This is a genomic window from Sphingobacterium sp. LZ11T8 (assembly GCF_024261425.1).
Taxonomy (GTDB): Bacteria; Bacteroidota; Bacteroidia; order Sphingobacteriales; family Sphingobacteriaceae; genus Sphingobacterium.
Window position 1 is genome coordinate 236,364 of record NZ_JANBZY010000006.1, and the last position, 17,598, is coordinate 253,961.

The window sequence follows — 17,598 nt, forward strand, 5'->3', positions numbered from 1 at the left end:
TTAACGAGTTTCATCCTCTTAAATCGATAGCACATCCTTTTTTATTTTCTCAACTAATTCTCCAATTTTATAATCAGTTGATAATTTACAATCTTCCCTTAAAATGTATAAATTGTAAATTTTTATCTCTAGTTTATTTATAAAACAAATGACAAAAATATCTGTATTTAAAGGTATGCCCATTTCCATTTGAATAGTATGATCGGATTTACGATGATGTATATTATATAAATTTGTCAAGTCTTTTAACGAATCCTCGAGTTTGCATTGTATATTAGATTTTATTGACATTGAAGAAAAGCTGATATGTGTTAACTGTGATTTAAAGCATAATTAATTTTTATATTTAAGATTAATTAAAGAAATCATGTCGTAATATTATTATAAATTTTTATCAAATATAATATTCCTGACCAAGTTTAAAATTATCGATTTATCTTACAAACACTAAATATTAAAGTTAAATAATCTGATTATTGAAATTGATGTTTTATCAAGTAAAATTTTGATAATTTCTTTTCTTGACCTATTTTCGGCAATGGTCCTGAGATAATGGGAACCATCGAAAAAAGATTAACAAATGATCCTAATAGTTGACGATAAACCCGAAAATATCTTTTCGCTGGAAAAAACCCTTCAAGCAAAAGGTTTTCGGACCGATTCTGCCCTTGCGGGAGAAGAGGCCCTGAAAAAATGCCTCAAGAACGAATATGCCCTGATCATCCTTGACGTACAGATGCCCGAAATGGACGGATATGAAGTTGCGGAGTTTCTTTCTTCGACAAAAAAAACCAAGGATATCCCGATAATTTTCCTGTCCGCTGTCAACCGTGAAAAGAAGTATATCACAAAGGGCTACGATTCCGGAGGCATCGATTACATTACCAAGCCGGTGGACCCGGACATCCTTTTGTTAAAGGTGAAGACCTTCTATCGGCTCTACGAACAGACGGCAGCCCTGCATAAAATTCAGAATGAGCTACAACGGGAGGTCGAATGGCGCAAATCAGCGCAAAAAGATCTCTCCTCAAAATTTGAGGAGCTGAAGGCCACCCTTGAGTCATTGCCCCAGGTCGCCTTCACCACTGATTCCAGGGGGAATGTTGATTTCGTTAATGAGCAGTGGCTACGGTATTCTCATGATAAGACGACATGGCCAGAGCTACATCCCGAAGACGGACACATATTTGAGAAATGGAGGCTTCAATTGGGTGACCTGTTGCCATTGGAGGCTGAAGTGAGGCTTCGCGAAAAACATTCTGAGAATTACCGGTACCATATCCTAAAGATTGTGCCCGTAGCTCAGGGGTCAGGTGGGCACAGATGGGTGGGTACCATGACCGATATAGATGAGCGAAAACAGTTAGAAAATAAAAAAGATGAATTCTTGAGTGTTGCGAGCCACGAACTCAAGACCCCTTTGACCAGTATCAAGGCCTTTGCAGAAATATCTTTGCGTTCAATGAAGGATATTCAAGAGCACCGTGCATACAGCTATCTATCCAAGGTTAAGAAACAGGCCGAAAAGCTCCATACTTTGGTTGAGGACCTACTGGACATATCCCGGTTGGAAAACGGGGGGATGAAACTCACACTCCAGGAAATTGATATCGAGACTGTCATCCAACAGGCTGTTGATTCGGCATTGGTAGAACATCAAGCGGCGGAAATGAGAATAGAGCGAACAGGTACAAAGATAGATAGGCGGATTTTGGCGGATCCCCTAAGATTGGAGCAGGTCCTTTCAAACTACCTCAGCAATGCCATAAAATATGCTCCCGGTTCCCAAGCGGTCCGCATCCACACCTATGTTGAGAAAAATTTCCTGTCCGTAGAGGTCTCCGATAATGGGATAGGGATCCCAGAACACAAAATTCCTTTCGTCTTTGATAAGTTCTATAGGGTGCAGGAAGCATCAGCAAAGTTCCAGGGCCTGGGCCTCGGACTGCACATATGCAAAGAGATCATTACCCTCCACGGTGGAACCTGCGGGGTCAGGAGCAAGCTTGGAGAAGGTTCGACATTTTATTTTACCCTACCATTCAATAAATAATGGCACAAAACGCATTAAGGAACCTTCAGATAGGCTTTGGTGTATCCATGGCCATCCTTTTGGCCTCATCGGCTGTCATGTTCTTTTCGTTCCGACACCAGCGGGAAAACAAGGTCCTTATGGATCAGTCCCAACGGACCATACTCAATTCACAGTTGATCCTGATCGACCTTCAGAATGCGGAAACGGGACAGAGAGGCTATCTCCTGACAGGGCAGGAAAAGTTCCTGGCTCCTTACAGGGACAGCCAGAGAGATCTCCCACAGCACCTCAGTGGTCTTGTAAATGGAAATCTGAGCTCTGAGCAGTTGGCCCGGACCCAGCAGCTAGGCCGTTTGGCCAGGGAAAGGATTGAAGTACTTGACGAACTCATAGGACAGCGACTGAGGTCGGCCGATCTTTCCCCCGGCCTGTTGGACAGGGGAAAATCGATCATGGATTCATGTAGGAACCTGATAAGCGAGATCCAGCATGAGGAAGAGACCCGGGCGGGAAAACGTTCCCAACAACTCGATAACTCCACCTTTAGAACAAATATCCTTTTTGCCTTTGCCTCCTTGATGTCCTTGATCATCACTGCCATCCTGTTCTGGAAACTTCGAGGAGACTACAAAAGGCGGGCAGAACTACAGCAGGAACTGCTAGAGAAGGACAGTGACATGAAGCATAGATTGAACCTTATCAGGGGGATCGCCCGACAGGTTAGCAAGGGGAACTATTCAGTGATCATAGATGACACGAAAAAGGACGACCTTGGAAACATTGCGGAGAGCCTACGCATAATGACCGAGTCACTGAAGAAGAACTTTGACCAGCTCCAATGGAACGAATGGCGAAAAAATGGCCTGGCCCAGTTGAACTCAGGTCTGATGGGAAACCCCGATCTTGAGGAAATTGCGAAGTACAGCATGGAATTCATCACCGACTACATGGATCTGGAGAACGGAGCAATTTTCATGGTCCAAGGGGGATCCTTCAAGGTCATGCATACCGTGGGGCTTCATAGCCTTCCTTTCTCAGAGCTTCCTCTAACGGAGGGGATCTTCGCAGAGGTACACAGGACCAAACGCCAAAGGGTCATCAGGGACCTATGTCCCGATGAATTCAAGCTCTCGTTTGCACAGGGGGAGATATCAATTAACCAGATAGCGTTGTTACCCATTGTCTACCAGCAGGAATGCATGGGAATCATCGAAGTCGGTTCTCGAGGAGAGCTTAGCCAAGAGAAGCTCGATGTTATTTCCGACTTCTGTGAAACCATCGGGATTTCCCTGGTCGCGGCACAGAGCCGGCGCAGGGTACAACAGCTATTGGAAGAAACGCAGACCCAGACCGAAGAGTTGCAGGTCCAGCATGCAGAACTGGAGACCCTCAATAGCGAGCTGGAAGCACAGGCTGGTAAGCTCAGGATCTCAGAAGAGGAGCTAAGGTCGCAACAGGATGAACTGCTTATCTCCAACGAGGAACTCGAGAAAAGGTCGCATCTTTTGGAAGAAACCAACCAGGTGATCGTCGCACGGAACAAGGAAATACAGGAAAAGGCGGAAGCCCTAGCGCTGAGCACCAAATACAAATCTGAGTTCCTTGCCAATATGTCACATGAACTGCGGACTCCCCTTAACTCTATCCTTTTGCTTTCACGTGTGCTCACTGAGAACATTGAAGGCAACCTTAACCATGAACAGGTGGAATCAGCCCAGGTCATCTGGTCATCCGGTACGGGACTGCTTAACCTGATAGACGAAATACTGGACCTTTCCAAGATCGAGGCAGGTAAGATGGACGTAGAGCTCGAGGAATTTAGGTTGGCCGACCTCATTTTGGAGCTTCAGCAGATGTTCCGCCCCCTAACCAGGGAAAAGGGCCTGGACCTCCGGATCGAGAACACCCTGCCGGAGGATTTTAAATTGAAAAGCGACCGCCTAAGGTTGGAACAGGTCCTAAGAAACCTGCTCTCCAACGCCACCAAGTTCACAGAAAAGGGATACATAACCCTCAGCGTAAAGCTTATCGATGGAAAGGAGCCTTCTGTCCTGTTCCATGTCAGAGATACCGGGATCGGGATTCCCCAGGAAAAACAGAAACTGATATTCGAGGCCTTCCAGCAGGCGGACGGATCTACCAGGAGGCAGTACGGTGGAACCGGCTTGGGACTTTCGATCAGCAGGGAAATCGCACGATTGCTGCACGGGGAACTTACCGTCGAAAGCACCCCGGGCAAGGGAAGCTGTTTTACACTCTCGCTGCCCATGGATTTTTTAGGCAGAGGCGATATCAGTGTCCATCAGGAGCAGCCCATCGGTCCCATAGTGCAGGCAGTTGGTGCACCGGTTGTTGGTCCAGAGATCTTTTTCCCGCAATTCATTGCCGATGACCGAGGGGACATTGTACCGGGGGACAGGACCCTATTGATCATAGAGGACGATGAAGCGTTCGCCAAGCTGATACTGCAATATGCAAGAAGGTCTGGCTACAAGGCAATAGCTGTCGGGAGGGGTGACCACGCCATTGAAGCAGCTCTGAGGTTTTCCCCCAATGCCATCCTCCTGGACATCGTCCTGCCCCATATGGACGGATGGCAGGTTCTCGAAGGGTTGAAGTCGAACCCGGATACCCGCCATATACCAGTCCACATGATGTCGGCCGAACAAGCCAAGAAAAGCGATAGCATACGCAGAGGTGCAATCGATTTTATCAGGAAACCTTTCCAAAAAAAGGGTTTCCAGGAGATTTTCTCCAAAATAGATGCTGCCCTCAGCAATGGTCCAAAAAAGGTATTGATCTTCGAAGAAAATCCCAAGCATGCCGAAGCCCTGTCCTCCTACCTTGAGAGCTTCGACATATCCACAGAGGTGAAGTCCTCCCTTGACCATGGCGTAAAGGCCCTTAAATCAGGAAACGTTGAATGTGTAATCCTGGATATGGGGATCCCGGGACAGGGGGCATATGAGATATTGGAAACCATAAAGGGGCAGGATGGACTAGAAGACCTTCCAATAATCGTCTTTACCGGAAAGAGCCTCTCTGGGCAGGAAGAGATGCGCATTAAGGAATATGCAGACTCGATCGTCCTGAAAACGGCCCATTCCTTCCAGAGAATCCTGGACGAGGTGAGCCTGTTCCTTCATTTGGTTGACCATAAGTCTTCAGGGACCCCTTCGCAATTGAATCCCAAAGGTAACCGACTGTCCGAAATCTTGGATGGGAGAAAGGTCCTGATTGCTGACGATGATATCCGAAACATCTTTTCGATATCTAGGGCACTTGAAAAATTCAACATGGAAATCTACTCTGCCATCGATGGTGTTGAAGCTTTCCAGATCCTGGAAGGACATCCCGATATAGACATCGTGCTGATGGACATAATGATGCCAAAGATGGATGGTTTCCAGGCCATCGAAAAGATACGTTCCGTGGAAATGTTCAGCAAACTTCCCATAATCGCAGTCACGGCAAAAGCGATGATGGGGGACCGAGACCGTTGCATGAAGGCAGGAGCCTCCGATTATATCTCCAAACCAGTGGATGTGGACCAGTTGGTCTCCTTGCTCCGGGTTTGGCTTTTTAACCGTTAAACCTTAAAAACAAATGAGCATATTGATTATTGATGATGACAGACGGAATATATTCGCCCTCAAGACCGCGCTCAGATCAAGGGGCTACGATGCCCTGGGCGTCATTACCGCCCAGGAAGGCCTTGATATCCTAGAGGTGGGAAATGGGATAAGCGTAGTGCTGCTGGACATGATGATGCCGGAATTTGATGGATTCCAGTTTTTGCAGCACATCATGGATTCCCCAGGAAAGGATTATCCGCCCGTTATTGCCGTGACCGCAAAGGCCATGAGCGGCGACAGGGAGAGATGCCTTAGCGCGGGAGCGGATGGGTATGTATCCAAGCCAGTTGATATCGATCTCCTGTTGACCGAGATCCGGGGATTAGTGAAAGGCTGAGAAATGGAAATCGAATCCCATTTAGATATGTTCCTTGCCACGTTACTCGAGGAATTCGGCTATGATTTCACCGGTTATAGCCGGGACTCCCTTCAGAGGAGGATTGTTCGGATAATGTCCCTATGGAAGGTTGCCGAACTGGGAGGGCTCCTGGACAAGATGCTCATGGATCCCTCGTTGGCAGGGAGCTTCGTGCAACAGGTCACCGTTCCCCTGACCTCCATGTTCCGAGATCCCTCATTTTTCCTCGACCTCCGCCAGAGTGTGATCCCTTACCTGAGTACATACCCCCTGATCCGGGTCTGGATAGCGGGTTGCTCCACGGGTGAAGAAGCATATTCAATGGCCATACTGCTAAAGGAGGCTGGACTGATTGAACGGTCCCTGATCTACGCAACCGACCTAAACCCCGCCTCTGTGGAGAGTGCCTCCAATGGCCTGTTTTCCTGGGAGAACCTTGGGGAATATACCAAAAATTATCTCAATTCGGGTGGTACGATGGAACTATCGGACTATTACTCACCAAAACAGAGCAGGTTTGGTTTCAATGATGAGCTTCGTTCCCGAATGGTGTTCTCGACGCATAACCTAGCCGGTGATTCCTCCTTCAATAGCTTTCAGCTGATCCTGTGCCGGAACGTACTGATCTATTTTAGGCGATCTCTTCAGGAATCGGTTCTAGAACTCTTCGACACGAGCTTGGAAAATGCCGGGTTCCTAGGCCTTGGGCCCAAGGAGACTCTCCGGTTTTCCTCTCTGAAGGGCAGGTTCCAACAGATTGGTGACCAAAAAATCTGGCAGAAAATAAATTAATGTTTCAAAATTTGGGGAGATTTGATATTTTCGCATAATACAATGGAAAACAAAAAGATACTTATTTTCGATGACGATAGGCACGTGCTTGAGATATTTACGATCGTATTGGAGGACATGGGGCATATAGTCGATCAATCGCGGACTTCGCACGACGTGTTGGAGAAAGTGAGCAGTTTTAAGCCTGACCTGATCTTTATGGACAACTGGATTCCGGATATCGGAGGGGTGGCGGCTACGCAGATGCTTAAATCCAGCCCACTTTATCGGGATATCCCGGTAATCTTGGTTTCAGCGAACAGTGATATAGAATTTTTAGCCGGTCAGGCCAAAGCAAATTGTTTCCTTTCCAAACCTTTTGACCTGGTCAGCCTGGAGGGCATAGTAAATAAGATCCTCCAGCCATAGGAAACAATCTCCACTATCAAAAACCATTAATTCAATCTCCACTAATATTTAACGGGTAATGGTGCTCTGAAATTTTTAGCATCTTTATAGGATAATAATTGTTTGGTTAATAAGGGCTTGGGTCGTCGATTCAAGCCTTCCTTCTTTTATAAGGACGTTTTAAGGAGGATATATATCATAATCAGTATGAAAAGAACCGTTAAAAAGATATAGGAATAGAAAAAATATCTCATTCCTCTATCTTCCTGGTCTATTTCATATCCCGCCTCCCACAGGTATTCCTTAAGTCTCCGGATGAAATCTCGCATATTTCGGTCCCCCACGTATTTTTTTATATATATAAAAAAGATTTGTTCATTGGTTATTGTTCATCTTGGGTCTAACATCTATATAAATATAGAAATCACAATCCGGTTTCGAAATATTTAACAGGACTATGGGTTTTTTAAAGCAGATATATTAAAAGAGGATTGGTAATTTAAAAAATGCATTTACATCTAACTTTTCCATGACGTTTATGTTTATGCTTAGTCCCACTAGCCCTGGGACGATAATGTTAGCACTTGGCTACTATCAAATTAATATATAACAATTCCATGGACAAAAATAACATACAGCAGAATATTGCGATTGTCGGAGGCGGGCCAGCAGCACTTTTTATGGTCAAGCACATTGTTGAACGCAAAATTACCCTTCAAAAGCTTACCATTTTCGAAAGGTTCGATAGATTGGGGGTGGGTATGCCTTACGGCAAAATGGGGGCAGGAAAGGAACACCTGGCCAATGTTTCTGCAAATGAACTTCCCTTACTTGCAGAAGATTTTGAATCATACGTTCAAAGATTTCCGCCAGAGGAATATGCGTCTTTCTGTCAAGGAAAAAAAATAAACCCCTACGAAGTAGTCCCTAGGGGGTTATTGGGTGATTATCTGGAACATTCCTTCCATAGCTATATCGGAATAGCTAGGTCCTTGGGGATTACCATAGATATACGTTTGGATACCTGTGTGGAGGACATTATTCCCGGCGATGGAGGAGAACCATTCAGGATACTGACATCCCAGGGCGCCACCCATGCGGACGTTGTGATCCTGTGCACCGGCCATGTATGGCCCCTTAAAAATGAAGGAAAGATCAATTCGTGTTACGATTCTCCCTATCCGCCCTCAAAGATATCTTTGAATGCAGATTTCCCGGTAGCGATCCGGGGGGCGTCGTTAACGGCAGTTGATGCCATAAAAACTTTGGCCAGGGCAAACGGAAAATTCAGGGAAAGACCTGAAGGCGGTTATGATTTCATATTGAACGAAGACAGCAGCGGTTTTCGGATCGACCTATTTTCCACCAGAGGGTTCCTTCCCGCCCTAAGGTTCCATTCGGAGGATAAGGCATTTTCCAGTGAGTGGACGATGGGTTTGGACGAAATCAATGAATATAAAGCGAAAAATGGGGGCTTCGTGGATCTCGACCACGTATTTGAGAGAAACTTCTTGATCCCTCTCAGTCAGAGGGACCCCGATTTTTACTCCAGGGTGAAAGATTTGGGAATTGAAGAATTTACCGAGAGAATGCTGCAAATCCGGGAAGAGATCGATGCCATAAAGCTATTTATGGCCGAATTCAGGGAAGCTGAAAAGTCAATAAAGCGGCAGCAGTCCATAAGTTGGAAGGAAGCTCTGTCTGCCTTTAGCTATGCCATCAACTACCCGGCAAAACATCTCAGCGCCGAAGATATGGTCCGGCACAAAAAAGTGCTTATGCCGCTCATTTCAATTGTTATTGCGTCCCTGCCCCAAGCTTCCTACCATGAGATGATTGCTCTATATGAACAGGATCTCCTTCGTAACTACGCCGTTGGTGAGGAAAGCGAGTTCGTTCCCAATGCAACAGGTTAAGGATGTAAAGTAACGTTCGTAGATGACGAAGGGGAAAGATTTGAAGAAAACTATGAGATTTTTGTAGATGCCATTGGGCAGAGGCCCATGCACTTCAACGACCTTCCCTTTGACGGGCTTAAGACGGGTTAAGGTCACTTCCGGATTCCTATTTTTCAAGGATGAGGAAAATGCAAAAAAACATGTTGAAAACGGTGCAGCCAATGTGTACAGAGATGACATGGGCAAATATTTCATGAAAGTGACGGGACTGGCCATAAATGATAACTTTCAGGCACTGGACACGTTCGGGGCAGTCAATCCCTCACTCTTCATTATGGCAGTGCCATTTATCAGTGGGTTAAACCCAGATTTTTCTGGCCTGGATTTCTGCGATACAGCGGCTGAGAGAATTGCCAATATGTTGGGGAATAATGATATGGATTGAATATTATAGGGCTGACCCATGCATTTCGGAGTTAAGGGACGTCTCCCTCTTTCAGGAAATCAAAGAGTGATAATAGATCAAGTCTAAAAGCCTATTGTAAAATTTACACTAATTGTGAACCTTTTATATTTTAAAGGGTTGAATTTTAAGAAACCGGTTCTAGAGAGTGTTTCGTTATTTTATTGTTATAAACCACTGTATCAAAAGAGTTTAACATTTAAGTAATTTATCATGAAAAGAAATAATTCAAGCAGCCGCTCAAGAGGAGGATCCTCTGACAATAACGAACATTCATTGGAAAACATTTACCAATTAGGGTACAGTCATGGATTCCGCGACGCATCAAATGATGAAGATTATGATGATGAGTTCGACGAAGAAGAATATGATGACTATGAGGACGAGGATTACGATAACGAGGATGAAGACTACGACTACGATGAGGATGATTATGACGAAGATGACCAGGATGATGAGGATGATGAGGACTCTTCGGACGGCAGATCATCAAACCGACGCCGCGATAGCGATGGAAGGTTTACTTCATCCAGCTCTGGTTCCAGAAAAGGTAGCACTTCGGGACGAAGTTCAAATGGTTCACGCCGCGGATCTACCAGCTCGGCACGCGGATCGAATAATTCCGGGGGTGGCTCAAATAGCTCAGGAAGGGGAAGATCAGGAAATTCAGGTAGAGGTGGATCAAACAGCTCCGGTAGAAGTTCTTCAGGCTCCAGGGGGAGATCAAGGAAATCCTCATCCAGCTCGGGTTCTTCCTCTAACAGCTCGGGTTCAGGTTCCAAACGCGGATTTGCCTCAATGAGCAAAGCTGAACGTACCCGTATCGCCCGCATGGGAGGCAAGGCATCCCAAGGTGGAGGACGCTCATCCGGCCGATCGGGAATTGGGGGCAGAAGGAATTCTTAATTTATATCATCACTTCAGTGCCCTTTCATAGGGTGCTGAAAAAAAAATACTTATGGCAAAAAAAGAATTGCTCAAAGAAGGGCAGACTGAAGGTACCGAGGATACCAATCAAATAAGCAGAACTAATAAAAAAGCGGACCAATCCGCTCAAAAAGGCCCCCAATTATATGTCTTTTTCCTTTCAGCCCTAAAGGATATACTTTATGCTGAAAACAAATTGGTTGAAGCTCTCCTAGAGATGGAAAGTGCAGCTTCTGCAGAGGAACTTAAGGATGCCTTTGAAGATCATCATCTGTTGACCAAGAAACACATCAGCAGGCTCAACAAGATATTTGGTATATTGGAAGAAAAGGCGGAAGCCAAGGAATGTAAGGCAATAGAAGGTATCTTAGAGGAGGCACGGGAGATTATCAAGAATACGCCTGAGGGCTCTGCCACTAGGGACGTGGGACTTATTATTGCTGCTCAGAAAGTTGAGCATTATGAGATAGCTACCTATGGAGGACTTGTCCAATTGGCAATCACCCTGGGATTTGAAAAGATTGCGGATCTTTTAGAGAGAACGCTCGAAGAAGAAGAAGAAGAAACGGATCAGGAACTCACGTTTATTGTAGAGAACCATATTAATCCAGAAGCTGAAAAATAGGATTAAACCTAATTTTAAAACATATCCAAAATCTCTAATATCTCAAAAACGTCCATTTTTATGGACGTTTTTTATTCTTTATCTATTTTTGAAATTTTGCTGTTGCACTCAGGTCAGAAATAAGAGCCACCTATTTTCTGCCATTCGAGAACAGCATTCTAAAAAACTGTATTCAATTGGGACTGTTTTGAATTCCACTATCTTCCTTATAACCATGTTCTTGGCCATTCTCTCCCAAAATGGCTAACAATAATAGATAATATCCCTTTTCCAGACCAAGTTCTTCTGCTGTTTTAAAATTTTCCATATATAGTTCCATTAGTTGATTTATTTTTAGATATTATTGCAAAGACCGTTCAACTTTATATTTTTTTAAGGAATTTTCTTGAAAATATTTTATCACTGATAATTTTCGTGAGAAATAGATCTAATCATTTTTGTGCTTCTTGTCCTCAACTAGTGGTTAAAATCAATAGGTTATAGCTGCTTATCTACAATTTTTAATCAAATCATTTAATTTCATTCAGAATTTTCACCGTAGAATGTTCTTTATCTATTTTAGTGGTAAGACACTAAACCTAGATCACCATCCTATGGTAAACGATAATATGACTATCCTTGAATATGCGAAAGAAAAAGGATTTGATGGATATCCTGACCCGACCAGTATACAAAGCTGGTTGAGAAATAAGGGAGTGATTGTATTGGTAACACTCCGAGAAGTTGATGAGGGGGACTTTAGGTTTTCCTATCAGGTCTTTGAACCTTCATCAATATATTATCACCATCCCCCCCTGAGCTCCACAGTTTATTGGAACATGTATGAAGAGGCTCTAGATCACGGGTTAAAACATGGTCTCAGCTATGTTTGATCGGTGCCGTGAGTTTACTCAGTTATAACAAATTATTCAGATTTTATACGGGATAAAAACAATAATGATCTATCTAACACCCTTTCAATAGCATCAAGAGCTTTTTTTGGACAATTTTAACCTTCTCCTTCTTTGCAATTTTTGCATACCTCCTCATCCAGCCGTCAAGACTGCCCTCTTCAAACCTTTTTAAGATAACGGGACAGATGTAGTTTTTGCGTGCCACCGATGGTGTGTTTCCCAAAATGTGCGCGACGGAACTGACAAGTTCTCTGCAGCTTTTGTTTCGGTTCTTAGTGTTGCCGGGATAGGTTTCCAAAAGATGACCCAAAGCCAAAAAGCATGCGTTCCACGTTCTTATGGTTTTACTGGTAACATTCCCACCATATATTTCAGAAAGATAGCTGTTCAGATGGCAAGGCTTTATGGCTCTTTTAACATTCTGTTCGTCCAAGTATTGGAGAAACTGTTTTCCCGAGAGTTGCAATATCTTCTCAATCTTATCATACAGCCTTTTCTTACTAATTGCTTTCTCCTGCTTTACACCTTTTTTTCCCCTATATCTTAATATTACCTTTCCTTGCTGTAATTTAACATGTTTATTCTGGAGCGTGGTGAGACCAAAGGAACCATTGGAATTTCTATATATGGTATTTCCTGGACGTATGGATGTGTGCTGGATGATCATGATTGCCAGAGCACAGACATATCTCTGGTCACACAGGTCCCTTTTGATATCCTTCTCCAACTGTTTTTTCAATACTGGCAGGCTCTTTCCAAAGTGATATAGTCTGCTGAACTTATCCTGGTCCTGGAAAGCTGTCCAGCGGGGATGGTAGATATATTGCTTACGTAGCCTAATATCCAAGCCCGTGGCCTGGATGTGCCCATTTCTATTCGGGCATATCCATACATTGGTCCAATTTGGCGGAATTACCAAGGAATGGATCCGAGATAGGACCGATGGATCTACAATCCTAACTTTTTTTTGGTCGTAGTATTCAAATACCTCACCGTTTTGTATCCTAGAGATGCCCTTTGAATTGCAGTTTACATATTTAAAAGGTTTCTTTGCTTCCATACCTTGTCATTGAATTATTCCTATACCCTTAATCTGTTTCGAATGTATTTTGTTTTAGCATATATAATTTAAAGATTAAATTATGCTAGAGCTGTGCTGTCGTCATTAATTTAGTACGTCCTGTTCCCTTCCAGTGGGTGAAGTGCAGCTTTATTTTTATTTTTGCCCATTCCTGGTGTATTTTCAGGTGTAAGGTTCATTGCTTGATTCGTGAATGTCGATCCACCTTTCAGCGGGTATTTTCTCTCTTTTTCCGTCAGATATGTTGCATAGAACAGTTCGGGAATCAATTCGCTTGATAATTTTAAGATTAAAAATGATATTTCAGAATGTTATAAATGGGGACATCGATCTAGGCGCTTATTTTCTTTTCTGCTTTGGCATTTTTTGGTTTAATGAAAATTGCGCGCAAGGCCTGTAAGATAGGATATTAAATTAAAATGCCAACCTTCTAGGATGGCATTTAAAAATACCTTTTTACTAGATATATATTACTCGGCTTTTGAATTTAAGTTCGTATCCGCAATGGCGGTTAATTTTTCATCGCACGACTTTTCTTCTTTTAATGTCTTCAAGAGCAACTTTACTGCATCCTTATGTTCAAGCGATTTTGCGAAAGCCGCCAGCGTGCCATAAGTTGCAATCTCATAATGCTCTACTTTTTGCGAAGCGGCGATTATTCCGGCATCCCGCACAGCCCCAGATTCTGTCTCTTCCATAATACCTTTAGCTTCTTCTAATAGCCCGGCCATAGCATCACATTTCTCTGCCTTCGCTTTAATTCCGATCGATTCAAAAACTTCTTCAAGTCTATTGACATGTTCCTTGGTCTCTTCAAGATGAGAAGATATTGCTGTTTTCAGTTCTTGAGACGTAGCATTTTTTTCCATTTTAGGTAATGCTTTTACCAATTCCCTCTCAGCCCAATAAATATCCTTTAGGCCGTCCTCAAACAGATCATTTAAATCTTTAGCCGCGCTTTGCTTTGCTTTAACTTTAGTTTCCTTAAGAGTAGATTTTGTTGTTGTTGCCATGATAATATTGTTAAGTTTGATTGGGGAAAAACAAACTAAGCTCATAATTGTTCTGAATGTCGATATTTGTCCAAGCTTCTGTAGGGTTTAGATAAAAGTAATGAAGATTTTATTCTGGAGATATAAATTTGGGCAGGAGATATTTTTATACAACATCAAACATATTTACCTCTAAACTGTTTATATTGGAAAGGTAAATTAATAGTCCAAAAAAACCCATGCCACCTATATCCCCACTATAGGTGGCATATTTTTTTTTAAATACGAGAAGGAGATAAAAAGAAGAGGATTGCGTAGAGTAGTCAGATCTGATTAGGTGTGTCTGACAGTCTCGAATGTGAACTGATTTTATAGTAATCAAAAGTAATTTGTATAGTGATCAATCAATAATTTTTTTTATTTTTAATAAAAAATCACCCCAAACATACGTAACATTTTTAGCGGAAAAAGGTCCTAAGTTTACTTTAGGACCTTTACTTTATATTAAGTTAAGAAACTTTATAGCTTTTAAGCTTTTCCTGCAACAGTTTTCTAGCTGTGTGTATTCGAGTTTTGACGGTACCTTCCGGAAGCCCTAAGTGTTCACCTATTTCGTAGTACTTATAACCTTCAAAGAACATCATGAACGGTGTATAATACTTTTCATGTATTGACATTAGAACAGAATCAATATCTTCACCCAAAAAATTGTCTATACTTTTGTTTTGGCTCTGCTGCTTTGTGGGGTCAAGGGCTGAGAAGACTGTTGATATGTAAGTCCTTTCCACTCCATTTTTCCGGCACCTATTAATGAAAATATTCTTCATGATTGTATACATCCAGCCCAAAATATTTGTGCTTCTTTCAAATTTTTCTTGGTATCGAATGAACTTCATGAGGGTATCTTGGAGGAGATCCTCCGCATCATCTTGGTCCTTGGTAAACTTGTTCGCATAGTGAAGCAATGTGTCCGAATGAACCAACACTTCATTTTTTATAAAATCATTGTTCATTTTAAAAAGAGATTTAGTAGAAAACGGGTTTTAATTCACCTTTGCGCAAAGATGGTTTAGATTGAAATTGGACCAGAAACAAACCTCGCGTTAAATCTCCGGTCCAATAAAAATCTTATGGTTGTATGTACATGGAATTGCAATGAGTGTGCCAAAGAAATTTCTGGGCAGTTTTTTTTATAGAACGGTGAAATCTCGCCATTGGGATTGAGACAATCACTAGCATATCAATATTAAAATAGGATATGCTCTTATATCTGCAGGAGGAATAAAAATTCATACTTCAGACCCAATAAATTTCTCTGAAAAATCTTTTAAATATTTTATGTAATTCAAGACAAAATATTCGTTTTAACCCTAGAGACTCAAAACACTGGATCTATTAAAAAAACGTAATATTGTATTATCTATCAATAATAAATGAAGCTTAACAATGGTAAGTGATAAACTCCAAAATCTCTTTAATCAGCTTGAAGTTCCTGCCAAAACCATTCTTTTACAGGAAGGGGAAATCTCCAAAAATATGTTCTTTGTTAAGAAAGGATGTTTGCGGACCTGGGTCAATAATGATGGTAAGGATATTACCACCCAGTTTTTTTTGAAGGCGATAAAGTTTCGTCCATTGAAAGCTTCCGTGCTGATCTACCGAGCCTCTATAGCATAGAAAGCCTAGAGTCCTGCATTCTGCTGACGCTTTCACAAAAGGATTTTTTGGATGGGTTAAAAAGTTTCACCGAAATCAAAGAAGAAATACAGGAGCATCTATTCAAACGACTTTTACAATCTCAAAAAACTTTCTATTCCTACCTTAAAAACGTCCTCAGCAGCGCTACAGAGAGTTGATCGAAGAATATCCCCATATTATCCAATGTGTTCCGCAGCATTACGTCGCATCTTATCTTGGAATTACTTCGGTTTCTTTAAGCAGAATACGAAACAGACGATGAACCATTTCTCCTTTTGAGTTTTTAAAGGATTGTTGGCAGCATGATGATAGAAAAACTCCTCCATGGAAAGGTCACTATACCTGATCACATATACCAGAGGATCATAAATTAAAATATTTTGATCAACAAGAATTTCATGGGTCAGCTATGTGCACATTGAATGTAATTGCTTAATGGAATTCATAGGTCCCCTCCTTTGCACGAGAAGTAAAGATACTATCATTGGGGGCTTTAATTTTAGGGGGAATTTAAGAACGATAAAAACGATTAATAATAATAATATGGCTTCGGGGTCAGCTTTGCTTGATTACCATTACCCGCACCATATAACAGAACAACAGAACCAGAGGGCCTGATTTAATTACCCCTGGTTCTGTTTTTATAGTTTTTCCCTAATCATGTCTATAGTTACGTAGCTTTTTCTGGAGGATTCTCCTGGCCGTATGAATTCGGGTCTTTACCGTTCCTTCAGGTACCCCTAGATATTCAGCTATTTCATAATATTTGAACCCTTCATAATACATCATGAATGCATTATAGTATATTTCAGGAATTGTTTTCATGACGGTGTTTATTTCTTCACTCATTAAATTGCCTTCCGCTCTATCTCTACTGATCCGACTTTCAATATCCTTGGAATCCGTAATCCCATTTATATACTTGAGCTGATGAACTCTTCTTCGGCAATCATTAATAAATGTATTTCTCATAATAATATAGATCCACCCCAATAGGTTGGTTCCAGTAACGTATTTCTTCTGATACTTCAGCACCTTGATCAATGTGTTCTGAAGAAGGTCTTCGGCATCATTATGATCCTGAATGAATTTATTGGCGTATTGCAAAAGTGTTGGTGTATGCACCAATACCTCTTCTTTTATAAATGTATAATTCATCTTTAATAGGGCTTTTGTGAATAAATATTACTATTTAATTAACCCTTTGCGCAAAGGAAGATGTTTGATATAGTCTATCTGTGCACCCCGCGTGTGGATAGGTTATATCTATATGTTAAGGTTGTATAATCGACAATATTCAATACCCGTGCCAATTAAATCCTCATCAATCTATCCCTGATAAAAAGTATTTTACAGTTACTGGTATGCAACTAACAGCTAAATTGTGTTTTTTTAAGAATTTCCAAAATAGCGGACTGTTTAATTTAATAGACACATAGTTTATTGATTTAATACATGTAGTGGTTTAGCTACAAATGGGTCTTCGTATAGATGATGAAAGGTCTCCGAGTAAAACAATTCATAAATCCAAAGGTGACGAATTCGATAATGTTCTGGTAGTACTGAGGACAGAAGAACACTGTGATTTTTTAGTTAATCAATCCTTAGCTACTGAGGAACATAGAATTTTCTACGTAGCAGTAAGTCGTGCGAGAGAAAGATTATTTATATCCGTTCCCACCTTGGCACCTGTAAAACTGCAAAGAATTGAACATCTTTTTGATGTGAACCATCTTAAATAAAAAAGAAAGGGAAACGCGTAAATAAATCAAAATAATGATTCTAGAAGTCAGTAAACCGAAGTTGGGCATACC

At 42.0% G+C, this 17,598-nt stretch carries 18 protein-coding genes; 12 read left to right on the top strand and 6 right to left on the bottom strand.

Annotated features, from left to right (window positions below; genetic code table 11):
- The first annotated feature begins 580 nt into the window (after positions 1 to 580).
- The 9 genes from NLF99_RS15245 (at position 581) to NLF99_RS15285 (ending at position 11,120) form a co-directional block, all read left to right on the top strand.
- Positions 581 to 2,053, top strand: a complete 1,473-nt coding sequence (locus tag NLF99_RS15245) for an ATP-binding protein (RefSeq protein WP_254529312.1) — start codon at positions 581 to 583, stop codon at positions 2,051 to 2,053.
- Positions 2,053 to 5,628, top strand: coding sequence for a response regulator (locus tag NLF99_RS15250; protein WP_254529314.1), 3,576 nt, complete (start codon positions 2,053 to 2,055; stop codon positions 5,626 to 5,628). The genes NLF99_RS15245 and NLF99_RS15250 overlap by 1 nt, the downstream gene beginning before the upstream one ends.
- Before the next feature lie 13 nt (positions 5,629 to 5,641).
- The gene (locus tag NLF99_RS15255) at positions 5,642 to 6,007 is read left to right on the top strand and encodes a response regulator (RefSeq protein ID WP_254529315.1); all 366 of its coding nucleotides are present in this window, start codon (positions 5,642 to 5,644) and stop codon (positions 6,005 to 6,007) included.
- Between the two features lie 27 nt (positions 6,008 to 6,034).
- Entirely contained in the window at positions 6,035 to 6,820 is a 786-nt protein-coding gene (locus NLF99_RS15260; RefSeq protein ID WP_368041477.1) for a protein-glutamate O-methyltransferase CheR, read from the top strand.
- 42 nt (positions 6,821 to 6,862) lie between these two features.
- Positions 6,863 to 7,228: a response regulator gene (locus tag NLF99_RS15265; RefSeq protein ID WP_254529318.1), complete on the top strand. Its 366-nt coding sequence runs from the start codon at positions 6,863 to 6,865 to the stop codon at positions 7,226 to 7,228.
- A 596-nt stretch (positions 7,229 to 7,824) separates the two neighbouring features.
- The gene (locus tag NLF99_RS15270) at positions 7,825 to 9,123 is read left to right on the top strand and encodes an FAD/NAD(P)-binding protein (protein ID WP_254529320.1); all 1,299 of its coding nucleotides are present in this window, start codon (positions 7,825 to 7,827) and stop codon (positions 9,121 to 9,123) included.
- 67 nt (positions 9,124 to 9,190) lie between these two features.
- Positions 9,191 to 9,550 (top strand): hypothetical protein, encoded by a 360-nt coding sequence (locus NLF99_RS15275; protein WP_254529323.1) that lies wholly within the window; start codon positions 9,191 to 9,193, stop codon positions 9,548 to 9,550.
- Between the two features lie 231 nt (positions 9,551 to 9,781).
- Entirely contained in the window at positions 9,782 to 10,474 is a 693-nt protein-coding gene (locus NLF99_RS15280) for a hypothetical protein (protein WP_254529325.1), read from the top strand.
- 52 nt (positions 10,475 to 10,526) lie between these two features.
- Complete coding sequence (locus tag NLF99_RS15285; protein WP_254529328.1) at positions 10,527 to 11,120, top strand: DUF892 family protein; 594 nt, start codon at positions 10,527 to 10,529, stop codon at positions 11,118 to 11,120.
- A 172-nt stretch (positions 11,121 to 11,292) separates the two neighbouring features.
- Here the strand turns inward: NLF99_RS15285 and NLF99_RS19745 are convergent, their stop codons facing one another.
- Positions 11,293 to 11,427 (bottom strand): hypothetical protein, encoded by a 135-nt coding sequence (locus tag NLF99_RS19745; protein WP_302328338.1) that lies wholly within the window; start codon positions 11,425 to 11,427, stop codon positions 11,293 to 11,295.
- Positions 11,428 to 11,713: 286 nt separating this feature from the next.
- Between NLF99_RS19745 and NLF99_RS15290 the strand changes: the two genes are divergently transcribed.
- Positions 11,714 to 11,992, top strand: a complete 279-nt coding sequence (locus NLF99_RS15290) for a hypothetical protein (RefSeq protein ID WP_214648473.1) — start codon at positions 11,714 to 11,716, stop codon at positions 11,990 to 11,992.
- 73 nt (positions 11,993 to 12,065) lie between these two features.
- Here NLF99_RS15290 and NLF99_RS15295 read toward each other — a convergent pair whose 3' ends face one another.
- The 4 genes from NLF99_RS15295 to NLF99_RS15310 all read right to left on the bottom strand — a co-directional run bounded on the left by NLF99_RS15295 (position 12,066) and on the right by NLF99_RS15310 (position 15,099).
- A complete protein-coding gene (locus NLF99_RS15295) occupies positions 12,066 to 13,073 on the bottom strand; it encodes a DNA topoisomerase IB (RefSeq protein ID WP_254529330.1) in 1,008 nt (335 codons plus the stop codon).
- A gap of 110 nt (positions 13,074 to 13,183) precedes the next feature.
- The gene (locus NLF99_RS15300) at positions 13,184 to 13,363 is read right to left on the bottom strand and encodes a hypothetical protein (RefSeq protein ID WP_254529333.1); all 180 of its coding nucleotides are present in this window, start codon (positions 13,361 to 13,363) and stop codon (positions 13,184 to 13,186) included.
- A gap of 201 nt (positions 13,364 to 13,564) precedes the next feature.
- The gene (locus NLF99_RS15305) at positions 13,565 to 14,107 is read right to left on the bottom strand and encodes a ferritin-like domain-containing protein (RefSeq protein ID WP_254529336.1); all 543 of its coding nucleotides are present in this window, start codon (positions 14,105 to 14,107) and stop codon (positions 13,565 to 13,567) included.
- A gap of 488 nt (positions 14,108 to 14,595) precedes the next feature.
- The gene (locus tag NLF99_RS15310; protein WP_254529338.1) at positions 14,596 to 15,099 is read right to left on the bottom strand and encodes an RNA polymerase sigma factor; all 504 of its coding nucleotides are present in this window, start codon (positions 15,097 to 15,099) and stop codon (positions 14,596 to 14,598) included.
- A gap of 433 nt (positions 15,100 to 15,532) precedes the next feature.
- Between NLF99_RS15310 and NLF99_RS15315 the strand changes: the two genes are divergently transcribed.
- A complete protein-coding gene (locus tag NLF99_RS15315; RefSeq protein ID WP_254529339.1) occupies positions 15,533 to 15,763 on the top strand; it encodes a hypothetical protein in 231 nt (76 codons plus the stop codon).
- A gap of 675 nt (positions 15,764 to 16,438) precedes the next feature.
- On the opposite strand, the gene NLF99_RS15320 is transcribed toward NLF99_RS15315, so the two are convergent.
- Entirely contained in the window at positions 16,439 to 16,942 is a 504-nt protein-coding gene (locus tag NLF99_RS15320; RefSeq protein ID WP_254529340.1) for an RNA polymerase sigma factor, read from the bottom strand.
- A 317-nt stretch (positions 16,943 to 17,259) separates the two neighbouring features.
- Here NLF99_RS15320 and NLF99_RS19835 point away from each other — a divergent pair, with 317 nt between their 5' ends.
- Positions 17,260 to 17,526 carry a 3'-5' exonuclease gene (locus tag NLF99_RS19835; protein ID WP_368041475.1) on the top strand — a complete coding sequence of 89 codons (267 nt, stop codon included), beginning with the start codon at positions 17,260 to 17,262 and terminating at the stop codon, positions 17,524 to 17,526.
- Positions 17,527 to 17,598: the final 72 nt, after the last annotated feature.

Bases quoted from the DNA above. Each gene is read 5' to 3' on its own strand.
- NLF99_RS15245 (WP_254529312.1), top strand. From the start codon at position 581: ATGATCCTAATAGTTGACGATAAACCCGAAAATATCTTTTCGCTGGAA.
- NLF99_RS15250 (WP_254529314.1), top strand. From the start codon at position 2,053: ATGGCACAAAACGCATTAAGGAACCTTCAGATAGGCTTTGGTGTATCC.
- NLF99_RS15255 (WP_254529315.1), top strand. From the start codon at position 5,642: ATGAGCATATTGATTATTGATGATGACAGACGGAATATATTCGCCCTC.
- NLF99_RS15260 (WP_368041477.1), top strand. From the start codon at position 6,035: ATGTTCCTTGCCACGTTACTCGAGGAATTCGGCTATGATTTCACCGGT.
- NLF99_RS15265 (WP_254529318.1), top strand. From the start codon at position 6,863: ATGGAAAACAAAAAGATACTTATTTTCGATGACGATAGGCACGTGCTT.
- NLF99_RS15270 (WP_254529320.1), top strand. From the start codon at position 7,825: ATGGACAAAAATAACATACAGCAGAATATTGCGATTGTCGGAGGCGGG.
- NLF99_RS15275 (WP_254529323.1), top strand. From the start codon at position 9,191: ATGCCATTGGGCAGAGGCCCATGCACTTCAACGACCTTCCCTTTGACG.
- NLF99_RS15280 (WP_254529325.1), top strand. From the start codon at position 9,782: ATGAAAAGAAATAATTCAAGCAGCCGCTCAAGAGGAGGATCCTCTGAC.
- NLF99_RS15285 (WP_254529328.1), top strand. From the start codon at position 10,527: ATGGCAAAAAAAGAATTGCTCAAAGAAGGGCAGACTGAAGGTACCGAG.
- NLF99_RS19745 (WP_302328338.1), bottom strand. From the start codon at position 11,427: ATGGAAAATTTTAAAACAGCAGAAGAACTTGGTCTGGAAAAGGGATAT.
- NLF99_RS15290 (WP_214648473.1), top strand. From the start codon at position 11,714: ATGGTAAACGATAATATGACTATCCTTGAATATGCGAAAGAAAAAGGA.
- NLF99_RS15295 (WP_254529330.1), bottom strand. From the start codon at position 13,073: ATGGAAGCAAAGAAACCTTTTAAATATGTAAACTGCAATTCAAAGGGC.
- NLF99_RS15305 (WP_254529336.1), bottom strand. From the start codon at position 14,107: ATGGCAACAACAACAAAATCTACTCTTAAGGAAACTAAAGTTAAAGCA.
- NLF99_RS15310 (WP_254529338.1), bottom strand. From the start codon at position 15,099: ATGAACAATGATTTTATAAAAAATGAAGTGTTGGTTCATTCGGACACA.
- NLF99_RS15315 (WP_254529339.1), top strand. From the start codon at position 15,533: ATGGTAAGTGATAAACTCCAAAATCTCTTTAATCAGCTTGAAGTTCCT.
- NLF99_RS15320 (WP_254529340.1), bottom strand. From the start codon at position 16,942: ATGAATTATACATTTATAAAAGAAGAGGTATTGGTGCATACACCAACA.
- NLF99_RS19835 (WP_368041475.1), top strand. From the start codon at position 17,260: ATGGGTCTTCGTATAGATGATGAAAGGTCTCCGAGTAAAACAATTCAT.